General features: G+C 51.3%; 12 protein-coding genes and 1 pseudogene. 4 read left to right on the top strand and 9 right to left on the bottom strand.

The annotated features are described in order from the left end of the window. Positions 1 to 162: 162 nt before the first annotated feature. The 6 genes from fdhF to yjcS form a co-directional block, all read right to left on the bottom strand. Positions 163 to 2,310, bottom strand: a complete 2,148-nt coding sequence (gene fdhF, locus C0K55_RS12965; protein WP_077627668.1) for a formate dehydrogenase subunit alpha — start codon at positions 2,308 to 2,310, stop codon at positions 163 to 165. A 197-nt stretch (positions 2,311 to 2,507) separates the two neighbouring features. Further along, positions 2,508 to 3,974: a multidrug efflux transporter outer membrane subunit MdtP gene (mdtP, locus tag C0K55_RS12970; RefSeq protein WP_000610541.1), complete on the bottom strand. Its 1,467-nt coding sequence runs from the start codon at positions 3,972 to 3,974 to the stop codon at positions 2,508 to 2,510. Beyond that, entirely contained in the window at positions 3,971 to 6,022 is a 2,052-nt protein-coding gene (mdtO, locus tag C0K55_RS12975) for a multidrug efflux transporter permease subunit MdtO (protein ID WP_105266230.1), read from the bottom strand. The genes mdtP and mdtO overlap by 4 nt, the downstream gene beginning before the upstream one ends. Then, positions 6,022 to 7,053, bottom strand: a complete 1,032-nt coding sequence (gene mdtN, locus C0K55_RS12980) for a multidrug efflux transporter periplasmic adaptor subunit MdtN (RefSeq protein ID WP_105266231.1) — start codon at positions 7,051 to 7,053, stop codon at positions 6,022 to 6,024. Before mdtN ends, mdtO begins: the two co-directional genes overlap by 1 nt. A gap of 19 nt (positions 7,054 to 7,072) precedes the next feature. Continuing rightward, entirely contained in the window at positions 7,073 to 7,348 is a 276-nt protein-coding gene (locus C0K55_RS12985) for a YtcA family lipoprotein (RefSeq protein ID WP_001517588.1), read from the bottom strand. A 208-nt stretch (positions 7,349 to 7,556) separates the two neighbouring features. Then, positions 7,557 to 9,542, bottom strand: coding sequence for an alkyl sulfatase YjcS (gene yjcS, locus C0K55_RS12995; RefSeq protein ID WP_105266232.1), 1,986 nt, complete (start codon positions 9,540 to 9,542; stop codon positions 7,557 to 7,559). A 244-nt stretch (positions 9,543 to 9,786) separates the two neighbouring features. Between yjcS and rpiB the strand changes: the two are divergent. Both rpiB and yjdP read left to right on the top strand, forming a co-directional pair. Next, positions 9,787 to 10,053: pseudogene (gene rpiB / locus C0K55_RS13000) on the top strand (bifunctional allose-6-phosphate isomerase/ribose-5-phosphate isomerase RpiB); the annotation flags it as partial. A 68-nt stretch (positions 10,054 to 10,121) separates the two neighbouring features. Continuing rightward, positions 10,122 to 10,451, top strand: a complete 330-nt coding sequence (gene yjdP, locus C0K55_RS13005; RefSeq protein WP_105266233.1) for a DDRRRQL repeat protein YjdP — start codon at positions 10,122 to 10,124, stop codon at positions 10,449 to 10,451. A gap of 160 nt (positions 10,452 to 10,611) precedes the next feature. Here yjdP and yjdN read toward each other — a convergent pair whose 3' ends face one another. From yjdN to C0K55_RS13015, 3 genes are all read right to left on the bottom strand, one after another. Beyond that, entirely contained in the window at positions 10,612 to 11,055 is a 444-nt protein-coding gene (gene yjdN, locus C0K55_RS13010; RefSeq protein ID WP_001131293.1) for a VOC family metalloprotein YjdN, read from the bottom strand. 92 nt (positions 11,056 to 11,147) lie between these two features. Beyond that, positions 11,148 to 11,342 (bottom strand): hypothetical protein, encoded by a 195-nt coding sequence (locus C0K55_RS27145; protein ID WP_157942645.1) that lies wholly within the window; start codon positions 11,340 to 11,342, stop codon positions 11,148 to 11,150. Positions 11,343 to 11,348: 6 nt separating this feature from the next. Continuing rightward, on the bottom strand, positions 11,349 to 11,684 hold the full coding sequence (locus tag C0K55_RS13015; RefSeq protein ID WP_000056775.1) for a zinc ribbon domain-containing protein YjdM: 336 nt from the start codon (positions 11,682 to 11,684) through the stop codon (positions 11,349 to 11,351). Between the two features lie 401 nt (positions 11,685 to 12,085). Here C0K55_RS13015 and crfC point away from each other — a divergent pair, with 401 nt between their 5' ends. Both crfC and C0K55_RS13030 read left to right on the top strand, forming a co-directional pair. Beyond that, complete coding sequence (crfC, locus tag C0K55_RS13025) at positions 12,086 to 14,314, top strand: clamp-binding protein CrfC (RefSeq protein WP_105266915.1); 2,229 nt, start codon at positions 12,086 to 12,088, stop codon at positions 14,312 to 14,314. Beyond that, the gene (locus C0K55_RS13030; RefSeq protein WP_105266914.1) at positions 14,311 to 15,183 is read left to right on the top strand and encodes a diguanylate cyclase regulator RdcB family protein; all 873 of its coding nucleotides are present in this window, start codon (positions 14,311 to 14,313) and stop codon (positions 15,181 to 15,183) included. The genes crfC and C0K55_RS13030 overlap by 4 nt, the downstream gene beginning before the upstream one ends. The last annotated feature ends 132 nt before the right edge of the window (positions 15,184 to 15,315 follow it).

The raw sequence follows: 15,315 nt of genomic DNA on the forward strand, positions 1-15,315 counted from the left end.
TGATTGGATGAGAATAACAACGGAGAGGATGTCGCTGATAACCAGGATGGACTGGTCTGACTGCGCGGGTATGTATAAAAAATCCGGAAACGGATGAGCGTTCCCGGATTGATACAAAGGCGTTGGGTAATACCGTCGCCTTTAACGTGAGTTAAAGCGGTATTACGCCAGCGCCGCTTCGCGCAGGCGAGTTTTCAACTTGTTGTACTCGTCAATCACGTACTGCTCGGCGGCGCGCTGATCGGAAATCGGCTCGACGCGCACGGCGCAGTATTTGTACTCCGGCGTTTTGGTAATCGGGCTTAAGTTTTCGGTAACCAGCTCGTTACAGGCACCAATCCACCACTGGTAGGTCATGTAAATCGCCCCTTTGTTCGGACGATCGCTGACCTGCGCGCGGGTGATAATTTTGCCTTTACGCGAGTGCACCCAAACTAGTGCCTCATCTTCAATACCCAGACGTTTTGCGTCTTCGGTATTGATTTGTGCGTAGCCAGGTTCATCAGCCAGAGCTGCCAGTGCCGCACAGTTACCGGTCATCGAACGACAGGAGTAGTGCCCAACTTCACGCACCGTTGACAGTACCATTGGATACTCGTCGGTGAGTTTGTCGATTGGCGCTACCCAGTCGCAGGTGAAGAACTGCGCCAGGCCGTTCGGGGTATCAAACTTCTCTTTAAACAGATAAGAAGTCCCCTGATCGGCATCTGAAGTATCGCGGCAAGGCCACTGAATGAAGCCCAGTTCGCCCATTTTCTCATAAGTCGCACCGTAGAAATCCGGGCACAGATGACGCAACTCGTCCCAGATCTCCTGGGTATTGTTGTAGTGCATCGGATAACCCATACGTGTGGCGATTTCACTGATAATCTGCCAGTCCGTTTTCAGATCCCACTTCGGTTCAACCGCCTTGAAGAAACGCTGGAAGCCACGGTCAGCCGCAGTATAGACACCTTCATGCTCGCCCCACGAGGTTGACGGTAAAATGACATCCGCCGCGGACGCGGTTTTGGTCATAAAGATGTCCTGAACGATGACCAGTTCCAGATCTTCAAAGGCTTTACGTACTGCCGACAGTTCCGCATCCGTTTGCAGCGGATCTTCGCCCATAATGTACGCCGCACGCACTTCGCCATGCGCTGCGCGGTGTGGCAGCTCGCTGATGCGATAGCCGGTATGAGCAGGCAGGCTTTCCACGCCCCAGGCTTTGGCGAATTTCTCGCGGTTAGCCGGATCTTTCACGTACTGGTATCCCGGATACGTATCCGGCAGCGCGCCCATATCACAGGCGCCCTGCACGTTGTTCTGACCACGAACCGGGTTAACGCCCGCATGCGGCTTACCGAGGTTACCGGTCAGCATCGCGAGGCTGGTCAGAGAACGCACGGTTTCCACGCCCTGATAGAACTGGGTAACACCCATGCCCCACAGAATGGATGCGCTTTCCGCCTGGGCATACATACGTGCCGCCTGACGAATCTCACTGGCGCTAACGCCGGTGATATCTTCAACCGACTCCGGCGTGTAGCCTTCAACGATTTTACGATACTCTTCAAAGCCTTCCGTACGGGAAGCGACGAACGCTTTGTCGTACAGATTTTCTTCAATAATGACATGGCCCATCGCATTTAACAGCGCGATGTTCGAGCCGTTTTTCAGTGCGATGTGCATGTCAGCAATGCGCGCAGTTTCAATTTTGCGCGGATCGCAGACGATAATTTTCGCCCCGTTACGTTTAGCGTTAATCACGTGATTCGCTACGATCGGGTGGGAATCCGCTGGGTTATACCCAAAGACGAACACTAAATCGGTATTATCAATTTCGTTAATGGCATTGCTCATTGCGCCGTTACCGACCGATTGGTGCAGACCTGCAACCGATGGGCCGTGTCAGACGCGAGCGCAGCAGTCAACGTTATTAGTACCAATAACGGCGCGCGCAAATTTTTGCATTACATAGTTGGTTTCGTTACCCGTACCGCGCGAGGAGCCGGTCGTCTGGATGGCATCCGGACCGTACTTCTCTTTGATGGCGCTCAGGCGCTCGGCAACGTAATTCAGTGCCTCATCCCAGGAAACAGGTTCGAGTTTGCCGCCACGCTGGCGACGGATCATGGGGGTTTTCAGGCGCGGGGTCAGGATCTGGGTATCGTTAATGAAATCCCAGCCATAATAACCCTTCAGACACAGAGTACCCTGGTTGGTTTTCCCCTGCGCTGCCTCCGCCCGGACGATTTTGCCGTTATCGACGACCAGGTTGATTTTGCAACCTGATGCGCAATATGGGCAAACCGTGACGACTTTTTTCATCGGTCTCGCTCCAGTTAATCAAATCACGCATACGCGCTCTCGACTACAGTATGCATCTTTTATGCCACCTTTTATTTGGGGACATTCCCTGATATTACGGGCGCTTTTTGTTCAAAACTCTGACGAAAAACAGGCTGTCGTCAGTTTTGACGTGACGAAACGATATGCCGCGTGACAGCCATCACGCGACGTCTGTTTTATTTCTTCTCAACGATCGGGGCAGTCTGATACCCGCCGCCCAGCGATTTCATCAACTGAATACTTTGAATCACGCGGCGACTATCCAGCATGAGTAAGGACATTTCTTCGGCAAGTACCGGCAACTGGGCTTCGGTTGCCTGTAAGCGGCTGGTTAATCCACGTCTGTAGGCGGCGTCGGCGGCGCGCTGGGTGAAGCGAGTTGCTTCTACGCGTTCTGCCTGCATCTCCCGTTCTTCATTCAGCGTTTGCAAACGCGTGCCATTGACTGCAACGTCGCGCACCGCGTTCAGTACTGACTGGTTGTAACGTTCAATCATTATGTTGCTGGCGGCGCGCGTGCCTTCGAGATTGGCATTCAGGCGTCCACCGTCAAACAGCGGCAATTTCAGACCTGGTATGAAGTTGAACTGGCGGCTGGTTTTTTTGAACAAGGTGTCCAGGTGAATGGAATCCAGTCCGAAAAACGCTTTGATATCAAAGCTCGGGTAGAACAGCGCCCGTGCGGAATCCACCTGATTTAATGACGCCTGAACATACCAGCGCATGGCTTGCAGATCCGGACGTCTGGCGAGCAACTCATAAGAGAGCGTCGCCGGAATGCCAGTCTGTACTTGCGGTAACGCCACCGGTTTGATCTCTGGCATATCGCTGGCTCCCGCGCCAATCAATGCGCGCAGGGATTCTCGCGTTTCGGTGATTTGCCCTTTGACGGCAGCAATTTGTTTATCGACCGCCAGAATCTGTGCCCGCGCGCCGTGGAAAGGCACTTGCGCTTCCAGACCATGCGTCACTTTACTCTGGTGCGCTCTCACCGCGTAATCAATCACACTGCGGGTTTGTTCTAACAGATCGAGCATCTGGTAGCTGGCCTGCATACTGTAATAAAGCTGCGCCACGCCAGTGGTCAGCGATAACTCCACCGCTGCGGTTTCTGCCAGAGCCGCGTTATGCGCGCCAATGGCGGCAGCAAGCGCTGAGCGATGCACACCCCACAAATCGAGATCCAGTCCAGCAAACAAACCTACTGTAGCTTCGGTATAGTACGGCCCGTCCATTCCCAGTGCGGGCGCATCCATCGCATAAGGGCTTAAAAAGCCGTTTGCCGAAACGCGCTGGCGGTTAAGCATCCCTAACGCCGCAACCTGTAATTGTGAACCGGCATCTAACAAATCAGCTTGCGACTGCGTTTTTTCCTCCCGCAATTTCGCTTCAGCGAGGGTGTGCGAACCGCTTAACGTCCGTTGGATCAGCGCATCCAGTTGTGGATCATGAAACTGTTTCCACCACTGTGCTTGTGGCCAACCGGAACTGGCCAGATGGATATCATCGGCAAGTTTGATTTGCTCTGGTTCAAGTTGTTGATGAGGGGCTGAATCCTTACGCACCAACGCACAACCGGAAATCAGCGTCGCGCTGCCGAGAATGCTGCACAACAACAAGCGTGAAAGTTGACGATTGATCATTGAGTGGCTCCTTGTGCCTGTTCCGTGGCGGGCGTTAATGCCGGGGCAGTCCAGTCTGGCAAGTGGGCGATGAGCTGACAGACGTGTTGCTCCTGTTTTAATAAGGTGGGCAGGATGGCCTGCGAGGCAGGTGTCTCTTCAAGCGCTATCACTGGCGAATGGCTGATTGTGGTTGCCAGACCTGTGGAGTATTTCTCCAGCGCCTCAGCAAACTGGCTTGCCCTGTCCGGCTGGAGCGCGTGATCCAGTGCCTGCGCCGAGTTCCAGGTAGCGTCCCAGGCGTGAAGAAGGTCACGGCTCTGGCGAATCACTGTTTGCGAACGTTCAACCAACAAAGCACGCTCTGAGCTATCTAGTTGACGCTCCAGCGCCACACGTTGACACATCTCTTCACAGGCATTAATCGCTGCATGCAGACCAATACGAATTTGTATATAGGTACGCAGCGTTGTAGCTTCCTGCTGGCGAGGAATACGCATCAGTTTGCTTAACATACCCAGCGCGCCAGCCAGTTTTTGCGGTAGTGTGCGCGCTTCGCTTTCAGGCCAGACAAAGGTGTAAATCACTGCCGATACCGCAGTGCCGATAAGAATACCGATGGCGCGATCGCGTATTTCCACCAGGTCATACACCGGACCAAAAACGTTTTCGAGTGTGGCGAGCGCGAAGGTCACCACCATCTGCGTTCCGATATAAGAAGAACGTTCAGAGCTGGTGGCAACCCACGCCCCCAACAGGAAAATCGGTGCCAGCACAAACAGCAATTCGACAATATTGTCCAGCCAGGGGATGACTAAAATGGTCATTAGCAGCGCCAGAATTGCCCCACAAAAAGCCCCGCCAAAACGCAACGCCATCTTCTGGTACGATGAACCAACATTTGGGTTAGCGACGATCACGCAGGTCAACATACAGGTGTGAATGCCTTCCCAGTCCACGCCGCTATAGAAGGTGTAACAGATTAAACAGGCCTGCAGCGTTTTCACTGCATAGCGCATATAGTCCGGATTGGTAAAGGCATCGGGTACAAATGAAGGTGGTTTGGCGGCGGGTGTCGGCGGCGTATGCGGGTCCATCTGACCAAGCTGTAACAGCGTCTGGCAGATATTCTCCAGGTTACATTCCCGCGCCGCCATTGCTTCCTCTTCACTTAACCGCCAGTTGCTTTTCCAGCATTGACCTTGTGCAATAGCATGTTGCAGTTTGTTGATTTCCAGGGCTAGTTTTTGCCGGAACTCAATGATTGCCAGCGAGTCAGCAAACGCGGTGGGATCGTAGCGATTCAGCGTCGAGTAAATGTAGGTTACCGTTGCCACGCAGCTTTGCCACCATGCGCTATGGGTTCGCCAGTCGGCGTCATCCGCGAGGCAAAAGACACTGAGTTTTTGCAGCGCCAGCGCCTCTCTTTCAATCCGCGTTTCAGGTAGTGGCGTGAGGCTTTCTGTCATGTGGCTTACCGCTTCATCAAGTCGGTCATTAAGTGCCTGATGCATTTGCGTGATGGCGCGGCTGGGAAACCACAACACGCCGATTAACGTCATCAATAACGTCGGGTAGAGGCCGACAACAATACACCACAGCGTTAAGCGCACGACGACTTCCGGATAATCGAGCATGGCGGGGAAGGTTTGCCCGTAAATGGCGACGATAGCGACGGCAAAAAAGACCAGCCCCAGCCGATGGGTGCGCATCAAAAACATACAGCCCATCAGGATCGGCCCGGCGATGATCAGTCTGATCAACGGTTCGCTGTAAGACCATTTGTAGATCAAAAACAGGCTGCCGATCTCCAGCACTGTGGCGACCACAAACAGGAACGCCACAAATTTGGTGTAAAACGCGTTCGACTGAATACCGTAAAACAGCACTGCCAGTGATAACGCCACGAAGGGGATCTCGAAGGTCATCGAGATTAGCACTACCAACAGGCAGCCTACCCAGAGCTGCACGGTCTGCGGCACGCGACCTGGCCGTTGCTCGCTTAGCTCTTCATGAAAGAACGCCAGCAGCCTGACCACCGGTAATGGCAGGGAGTTGAGGGCGCTCATTATTGCGGCTCAAGATTAGCGACTGCCGATGCGCCGATACGGAACATTTCCGGGTCAGGTTTATCGACCATGATTTTGACCGGAAAACGCTGGGCAACGCGGACCCAGTTAATAGAACGAGACACTTTCGGCAGACCGCCAAGCACCAGACCACCGTCATCCGGCAACACACCGTAGCCAATGGAATCCACTTTACCTTCGAAGATTTTGCCGCTGTCGCTCATCAGGCGAATTGTCGCAGGCGTACCGGCATGAATGTTTTTCAGATCGGTTTCGCGGAAGTTGGCGATCACGTACCAGTGACGGGTGTCGATTAGCGTGAAAATAGGATGCATCGCGGAGGCAAATTGCCCAACCGAGGTTTTGAGGGAAATCACCCGACCATCGAACGGTGCGCGAACGGTGGCCATTTCCAGATGCAGTTTGGTTAGGGCAATATCCGCTTCGATCGCCGCGCGTTGCGCGACCAGTGCATCGACGCCGCTAACGGCGCTGGCGGCTGACTGTGCCTGCAACAATACAGCATTAAGATCGGCTTCTGCCGCACGCTGTGCGGTTCTCGCGCGGTCTACATCTTCCGCAGAGACAAAACCTTCCTTCAGTAGCGGCTCGGTACGGCGTAATGTATCGTTGGCCTGTTTGGCAGCGGCGCGAGCTTTTTCTACCGTGGCGTTAACCGAGTCAGCACCGAACTGTTGGGCATTAACGCTACGCTGAGTGAGCATAATTTGCTTATCCAGCGCGGCGAGGGAAGCTTCGGCTTTCGCCAGATTAGCTTCGTACGGGCGCGGGTCGATGCGAAACAGTAAATCACCTTGTTTAACTGCCTGGTTGTCGGTGACTGCCAGTTCTACAATGCGACCGCTGACTTCCGGTACTACATCAATGGTATCGGCTGACGCGTAAGCGTCGTTAGTTGATGGCGCACTGTCGACGCGCCAGATAACAAAAACAGCGGCAACCAGTGCCAGCGCAACCACCAGCAGGGCAGGGAATTTACTGCGAGGAGCTTTTTTCGGCGTACTTTCCATGAGCGCATCTCAAAATAGATTAGAAAAATGCCAGCCAGAACAGCATGGCGTAGAGAGCAAAAAGGGCGGTATAAATAATTCCGACAAATGCCAGATTGATATTTGCCCGCTGAATAATTCGCCTTGTGATGAGAGTCACAATAAGGCTGGCAATAACGCAGAAAAACCAGCCGGGATAATAAGCGCCGATTACCGGGATCGCCGGAGATAATGAGCATCCCGAAACCATGAAGACGGGAATTATCCAGGTTGCTTTTTTGAGTTGCATCACCATGCGAGAGAGAACTGTTGGCATAATAAATACATCCTGTCTGCTGCGAACAATATCTGTAGTGAATGTCAATATCCATTGAAGGCGTCAGTATGGCTATTTTCTTGTGGAATAAAAATAGCTTTATTCAGCCACCGCATTCATAACTTATTTATTTTATGTATTAGTTAATGATTTATATTTTTGATATAAATGCTTTCGGGAGCTTAATTGCCCCCGAAAGTGAGTGGAATTAATTTGGGGTAACGATATTCACCCACAAATCAAAATTATCCAGACAGGCAATAATTTCTTCCAGTTTCGCACCATTGCCAATAATTTTGGCTTTCTTCGCTTTTACCAGCTCTGCCATTTTCGCCTGTCCGGTCAGCACCGCGTGCAGATCTTCACGGCTGATGTAGAAAGCGGCGTTGGCTTCAGGCTGCAGCGTTTTACGGTAGTTAAGCACGCTATCGTTCAGCGTCAGGTTGAGGTTATCGCCGTTACTCATATTGAAGTTCAGGCTGATATTTTTGCCAGCGGCTTTTTCGCTATCGAGGCGCACGGACATTAAGTCGAACAGCATTTCGACTGACATCCCGCGAATGGTGTCCGGGGAACCGGTGGTGCCGTGGCTGAACTTATGTACTCCTTCGCGCAGCTCTTTCGCACCAGTCAGGTAGAAACCGCGCCAGGTGGCGGACTCGGCCTGATAACCAAGCTGTTCAAAGTTTTTGGCTTGCAGATTTTTCGCTACCTGGTCACCCGGATTGGCGGCAATCACCTGTTTCAGTAATTCTGCCGACCAGCGGTAATCCCCTTGCTTATTCGCTTCCTGTGCCAGGTTGATCACGCGCGCGGAACCGCCCAGCGCCTGTACATAACGCTTGCCCATCTCCACCTGACCATATGGATGCAGGTTAGCCGGATTGCCATCGTAGTAGCCAAGATAGAAGTTATACACCGCGCGGGCGTTATGGCTAACAGAGCCATAGTAGCCGCGGCTGGCCCAGTTGTTGGCAAGTGCTGGCGGCAACTTAATCATGTCTCCGATTTCATTCATGGTGTAGCCCTGGTTTGCCAGGTGCAGGGTCTGATCGTGAATGTACTTGATGGTATCGCGATATTTACCAATATAATCATTGATATGCTTATTGCCCCAGACTGGCCAGGTGTGTGGCATAAACAGTACTTCCGCTTCGTTACCCCACATATCCAGCGTTTCGTTCAGGTACTCGGTCCACTTGCTGGTGTCGCGGGTTTTCGCGCCGCGCAGGGTGTAGAAGTTGTGCAGGGTGTGAGTGGCGTTCTCGGCGGTGCACAGCGCTTTCAGGGCCGGAATATAGAAATGCATTTCCGCGGGTGCTTCGCTGCCTGGGGTCATCAGGAAGTCAAACTCCAGACCATCGATAATCATCTTCTCGCCAGTTCTGACAATTGTTTTGGTTGGCGCAATAATGCTCGGGTCGCCGGTCGCCAGCGTGACACCGAGGCCATTACCCACGTTGCCCTGTGCGTTGTGCGGCAGTAACAGGCCGTAAGAGTAAAGGGCTCGGCGGCTCATGATGTTACCCGCCAGCACGTTTTCGCTGATAGCTTCGTCCATAAAGCCTGCCGGAGCGATTACCTGAACTTTCCCTGATTTAACATCAGCTTCAGTGATAATGCCTTTCACTCCGCCATAATGGTCGGCGTGGCTGTGGGTGTAGATAACGGCAACAATTGGTTTTTGCGGACGATGCTGGAAGTAAAGGTCAAGTGCGGCTTTCGCGGCTGGCGGCGTCACCAGTGGGTCGATAACAATAATCCCTTTCTCGCCTTCAACGAACGTAATGTTAGAGATGTCCTGACCGCGCACTTGATACATTTTATCGGTGACTTTAAACAGGCCAGAAATGCCGTTGATCTGCGACTGACGCCACAGACTGGGATTTACGGTTTCCGGTGCGGCGGCATTAATATCAAATTTGTAATCATCTGCCCGATAATAAACTTTTCCGTTAGCATCACGCAGAATACCTTCATCCAGTAGCGGGGCGATAAATCCACGCTGGGCATCGTCAAAATCCTGACGATCGCTAAACGGCAATGATTTGGCGTAGTTCTGGTTAATTTGCTGAGTATATTGGCTGGCAGCCTGAGCTTCTTCTTTCGCGTAAGCGGTATTTACCATCATGCCGCTGGCGGCGGTTAATGCAATAACAATCCTGCTCAAACGGAATAACCGTGAGTTATTCATATAAATCTCCATTTATCATTTGTGTTGTAAATATATGACCCATACAAAATACGTCATTTGAAACTGGCGTTATCATAATTGGGAAGCTTCGACTTTAATAAGGGTAAGTGTGAGCAGAACACGCTATTTTATTAGGCATTAGTGCTGAAGAAGGAAGACAGCGATAGTTTTATTTTTTCTATAAATAATACGAAACGGTTTATTCTTTAATTATATATATTAACGGTAATATCGTTAGCATAGCGGGATTTTGATTTGTGGTACAGGTGTCGGCATTTCGATAGCGGCGAACAAGTTTGCCGGAGTTCGTGCGGTCGTCTGTAGCGAACCTTATTCCGCGCAACTCTCGCGGCAACATAACGACACCAACGTGCTGGCTTTTGGTTCACGAGTGGTTGGCCTCGAACTGGCGAAAATGATTGTGGATGCATGGCTGGGGGCGCAGTACGAAGGCGGTCGTCATCAACAGCGTGTGGAGGCGATTATGGCAATAGAGCAGCGGAGGAATTGAGATTCATCCACTGTTTGCATGGATGAGTAATGACTAATGTGGATAGAGTCTCTTTCTGAGGTTAGTTAATGAAACGCTATCCGCTGTTATTTTTATTTACCCTGCTCACGCTGACCGCTGTTCCGGCTCATGCCGATATTATCGATGACACCATTGGCAATATTCAGCAGGCGATTAACGACGCTTATAATCCTGACCGTGGACGCGATTATGAAGATTCGCGTGAGGACGGTTGGCAGCGTGAAGTGAGCGACGATCGTCGCAGACAATATGATGATCGCCACCGCCAGTTTGAAGATCGCCGCAGGCAACTGGATGATCGCCAGCGCCAGCTTGATCAGGAGCGTCGGCAACTGGAAGATGAAGAACGGAGAATGGAAGATGAGTATGGGCGTTAGTCGGATCGTTTTTGCCTGATTGCTGGTTAACCCCGGTTCCAGTTTATCCGCAACGATCGCCTTCAGAAGCGTAACTCACTCCTCGACTCTGTGTATAACAAAGTCACTTGTGACAAGAACGTCTGTTCACATCGCGGGAGGACGAGCCTCCCGGTGGGGCTTATTTTGTGGGCTGTTGTTTAACAACATTAATCATCCACGGCACTCCATATTTATCGGTGACTTTGCCGAAGCCATGCGCCCAGAAGGTTTCCTGCCAGTCCATTTCGATTTTTCCATTGGCGGCAAGGTTGTCAAACCAGCGTTTCCCTTCTTCGACCTGTTGCGAATCGAGCACCAGCGTAAAGCCGGAGTAGCTGGCTTTTCCTGACGGTATGGCATCGCTCATCATGATATCGCTACCGGCAATGCGCACGTTAGCATGGGCGATGGCAGTATCCGGGAATTGCATTCCTGATGGGCAGCCTTCGGCGCTTTCCTGTGCGGGTTTCGGCATTTCTCCGAAGCTGATTTTATACAGCAGTTCCGCGTCCAACGTGCGTTGATAATAGGCTATTGCGTCGGCACAGTTACCGGCAAAAGAGATGTAGGGACTTAACGGCATGATGGTGACCTCAGTGAAGAGAAGTCAGTTAAGTGTAGTTTGAATTTTGTACAGATGAAGAGTAGGCCTGATAAGACGCGGTAAGCGTCGCATCAGGCATTTGGCACCATTGCCGGATGCGGCGTAAACGCCTTATCCGGCCTACGGATAGCATTTGGCACCATTGCCGGATGCGGTGTAAACGCCTTATCCGGCCTACGGATAGCGCGGGAATTCCCCGGCCTGATACGATGTGCAAGCGTCGCATCAGGCATTGGCACCGTTGCCGGATGCTTCGCACCCGGCAATCGAAATCAGTTCTTTTTCACAAACTCAGATTTCAGTTTCATCGGGCCAAAACCATCGATTTTGCAATCGATGTTATGGTCACCTTCAACCAGGCGGATGTTTTTCACTTTGGTGCCGATCTTCAGCATCGAAGAGCTACCTTTTACCTTCAGGTCTTTAATGATGGTAACGCTGTCGCCGTCAGCCAGCAGGTTGCCGTTAGCATCTTTAACGATCAGCTCGTCGCTTTCCTGTGCAGGTTCAGCGTCGTTCCATTCGTAGGCGCATTCCGGGCAGATGTACATGCCGTTATCTTCGTAAGTGTATTCGGAGTTGCATTTCGGGCAGTTTGGTAATGACATGTGGATTTCCTCAAAGTCAGCAGGGCAAAAGCGCCAAAAAACGGCAGATTGCCGAAAAAGGCCGCAATTATACACAAAATCCCTGAGTTTGTCGGGGGTACTGCTGATTTTAGACGACAAACGTTTTCATTTGAAAGACAACGCAAAAAGAAAATAATCTTTTTGCCTCCATTTATTATTTAAGTTAAGGTTAACTCTCTTCTTGTTCTTTTTTTAATTCAATTATTATTTCTATCTTTCTGACATTTTAAATGTATCGGAAGAGGCTTATTCATTCGGATAAAAATACTATATTAATTATAAGAGTTATTTACTGCTGTAATTATAAAATCCGAAAGTAGAACTAAAAAACAATCTGGCTAAATAAAAGTAATAAAATTTGCTTTAAGGAAGAATTTTCCATGTACACACAGACAATATATGAGTTAAGTCAGGAGGCTGAACGCCTGTTACAGCTTTCCCGACAACAGTTGCAGTTACTGGAAAAAATGCCTCTCTCTGTACCCGGAGAAGATACACCACCACTGACTTTGCCCTGGGGGCAGCATAATATCGACGAGCGTCATGCCATGTTGAGTAATGAGCTGCGTAAAATCTCCCGTCTGGAAATGGTGCTGGCGATTGTTGGCACCATGAAAGCAGGGAAATCAACCACCATTAACGCTATTGTTGGCACTGAAGTTCTTCCTAATCGCAACCGTCCTATGACTGCGCTACCGACGCTTATTCGCCATGCTCCGGGGCAAAAAGAACCGGTGTTGCATTTTTCGCATGTCGCGCCAATCGACCGTTTAATCCAACAATTACAACAGCGCTTGCGTGATTTCGATATTAAACATCTGACCGATCTGCTGGAAATAGATAAAGATATGCGCGCACTTATGCAGCGGATCGAAAATGGCATCGCTTTCGAAAAATATTATCTTGGTGCCCAGCCTATTTTTCATTGCCTGAAAAGTTTGAATGATTTGGTGCGTCTGGCGAAGGCGCTGGACGTCGATTTTCCCTTTTCTGCTTATGCCGCCATTGAGCATATTCCAGTGATTGAAGTGGAGTTTGTCCATCTGGCGGGGCTGGAGAGTTATCCCGGGCAGTTAACGTTACTGGATACTCCCGGGCCAAATGAAGCCGGGCAACCGCATCTGCAAGAAATGCTTAACGAGCAACTGGCGCGCGCCTCCGCAGTGCTGGCGGTACTGGATTATACGCAACTGAAGTCAATCTCCGATGAGGAGGTTCGTGAGGCGGTTTTAGCGGTGGGGAAATCAGTACCGCTGTATGTACTGGTCAATAAGTTCGATCAGCAGGATCGGAACAGTGACGATGCCGAACAGGTGAGGGCGCTGATTTCCGGGACGCTGATGAAAGGTTGCGTTACGCCTGGGCAGATATTTCCGGTGTCGTCGATGTGGGGCTATCTGGCGAATCGGGCACGCCATGAGTTAGTCAACAACGGTAAATTACCAGCACCGGAGCAACAACGCTGGGTGGAGGATTTTGCCCATGCGGCGCTGGGCAGGCGCTGGTGTAACGCCGATCTGGCGGATATCGACCATATTCGTCATGCTGCCGATCAACTGTGGGACGATTCGCTATTCGCCCAACCGGTTCAGGCGTTACTCCATGCCGCCTACGCTAACGCGTCGTTATATGCTCTGCGATCTGCATCGCATAAGTTGTTGAATTACGCCCTGCAGGCGCGGGAATATCTGGATTTTCGCGCACACGGGCTGAACGTCGCCTGCGAACAATTGCGGCAAAATATCCGCCAGGTTGAAGAAAATATGCAGCTATTGCAGCTCAATCAGGTGCAGGTGAGTGGCGAGATTAAACATGAAATCAAGGTGGCCCTGACGTCAGCCACCGACTTTCTGTGTCAGCAGCAAAATGAGGTGAATGCCCGGTTAGCTGCGCTGTTTCAACATGATTCGTGGCCGTTAAGTGAGATCCGCACCCGCTGCGAGACGTTGTTACAGACGGCACAAACCAAAATCAGCCGTGACTTCACGCTGCGTTTTACTGAACTGGAATCAACCCTTTGCCGGGTGTTAACCGATATTATTCGTCCCATTGAGCAACGGGTTAAAACGGAATTGAGTGAGTCCGGGTTTCGTCCTGGATTTCATTTTCCTGCTTTTCACAGCGCAGCTCCCCACTTCAATACTCGTCAGTTGTTCAGCAATGCAATATCTCGCCAGGAAAAAACGGATGAGCAGATCACCCGTTTTGGCATTGTGCGTGAGACTTTCTCGCGCTGGCTGAATCAGCCCGACTGGGGGCGGAGTAGTGAGAAATCTCCGCCGGAGGCTATTGATTACAGCGCGCTACAACGAATGTTAACCGCGGAAGTCGACCTTTATTGCCAACAAATGGCTAAAGCTTTGGCGGTTCAGGTCGATGATTCTGTCACGGCAGACATGAGCACTTTTTTTGCTGATTTCGCTTTATGCTTGACGGAATTACAGACGCGTTTACGCGAAAGCCTGGCTCTGCGTCAACAAAATGAATCTGTAGTTAAGATGATGCAGCAGCAATTGCAGCAGACTGTGATGACTCACGGCTGGATTTATACGGACTCTCAGTTGTTACGCGATGATATTCAAACACTTTTCACGGCAGAACGATATTGACTAAGACGTTACTGGACGGCCCCGGTCGCGTGCTGGAGTCGGTTTATCCCCGCTTTTTAGTGGATCTGGCGCAGGGCAATGACGCCCGCTATCCACAAGCCCATCAGCAGCAGTTTCGCGAACGGCTGATGCTGGAGATCCTTGCTCGCACACAGCTTCAGATGTGGGCGAACGCAGGAATGTTAAATGCGCCGCTTAGCCTGCGCCTGACATTGGTGGAAAAACTGGCGGCGATGCTTGATCCCGCTCATCTGGCGCTGACGCAGGTCGCGCAACATCTGGCACTATTGCAAAAAATGGATCACCGCCCACAATCTGCTTTTCCGAAACTTCCGCAGCAAATTGCCGCGTTGTATGAGTGGTTTTCCAGCCGTTGTTGCTGGAAGGAAAAAGCGTTAATGCAACGAGGATTACTGGTGCAGGCGGGCGAGCAGAGCGCGCAAGTTTTTACCCGCTGGCGTGCTGGTGCGTATAACGCCTGGTCGTTGCCTGGGCGTTGTTTCATTGTTCTGGAAGAGTTGCGCTGGGGGGCGTTTGGTGATGCCTGCCGTCTGGGAAGCCCGCAAGCGGCGGTGTTGTTGCTTGACGATTTGCGCGTGAAAGCGACGCAATATCTGGCCGAAAGTATCAACGCAGCACCGACTACTCGTCATTATTACCCTCAGTGGTTTACCTCTCCCACTACCCCGACTGGCGGAGATTATGCTGACTTTTTAAGCTGGCTGGGCAAGTGGTCCGATGCCGATAAACAGCCCGTTTGCTGGTCAGTAACCCAACGCTGGCAAACTGTCGCGCTGGGGATGCCACGGCTCTGCTCAGCACAGCGTCTGGCGGGGGCGATGGTAGAGGAAATCTTCACTGTAAATTAAGTGTAAATAATCGGTTACACCAATGAGTGTTAAACGAAATCCATGTGTGAAGTTGATCACAAATTTAAACGCTGGTAGGGTAAAAAGGTCATTAACTGCCCAATTCAGGCGTCAACAGGTTTGGTTGTACAG

The organism is Escherichia sp. MOD1-EC6098, assembly GCF_002965865.1.
Classification (GTDB): domain Bacteria; phylum Pseudomonadota; class Gammaproteobacteria; order Enterobacterales; family Enterobacteriaceae; genus Escherichia; species Escherichia marmotae.

Excerpts from the sequence above, each read along its gene's own strand:
- mdtP (WP_000610541.1), bottom strand. The coding sequence starts at position 3,974 with ATGATCAATCGTCAACTTTCACGCTTGTTGTTGTGCAGCATTCTCGGC.
- mdtO (WP_105266230.1), bottom strand. The coding sequence starts at position 6,022 with ATGAGCGCCCTCAACTCCCTGCCATTACCGGTGGTCAGGCTGCTGGCG.
- mdtN (WP_105266231.1), bottom strand. The coding sequence starts at position 7,053 with ATGGAAAGTACGCCGAAAAAAGCTCCTCGCAGTAAATTCCCTGCCCTG.
- C0K55_RS12985 (WP_001517588.1), bottom strand. The coding sequence starts at position 7,348 with ATGCCAACAGTTCTCTCTCGCATGGTGATGCAACTCAAAAAAGCAACC.
- yjcS (WP_105266232.1), bottom strand. The coding sequence starts at position 9,542 with ATGAATAACTCACGGTTATTCCGTTTGAGCAGGATTGTTATTGCATTA.
- yjdP (WP_105266233.1), top strand. The coding sequence starts at position 10,122 with ATGAAACGCTATCCGCTGTTATTTTTATTTACCCTGCTCACGCTGACC.
- yjdN (WP_001131293.1), bottom strand. The coding sequence starts at position 11,055 with ATGCCGTTAAGTCCCTACATCTCTTTTGCCGGTAACTGTGCCGACGCA.
- C0K55_RS13015 (WP_000056775.1), bottom strand. The coding sequence starts at position 11,684 with ATGTCATTACCAAACTGCCCGAAATGCAACTCCGAATACACTTACGAA.
- crfC (WP_105266915.1), top strand. The coding sequence starts at position 12,086 with ATGTACACACAGACAATATATGAGTTAAGTCAGGAGGCTGAACGCCTG.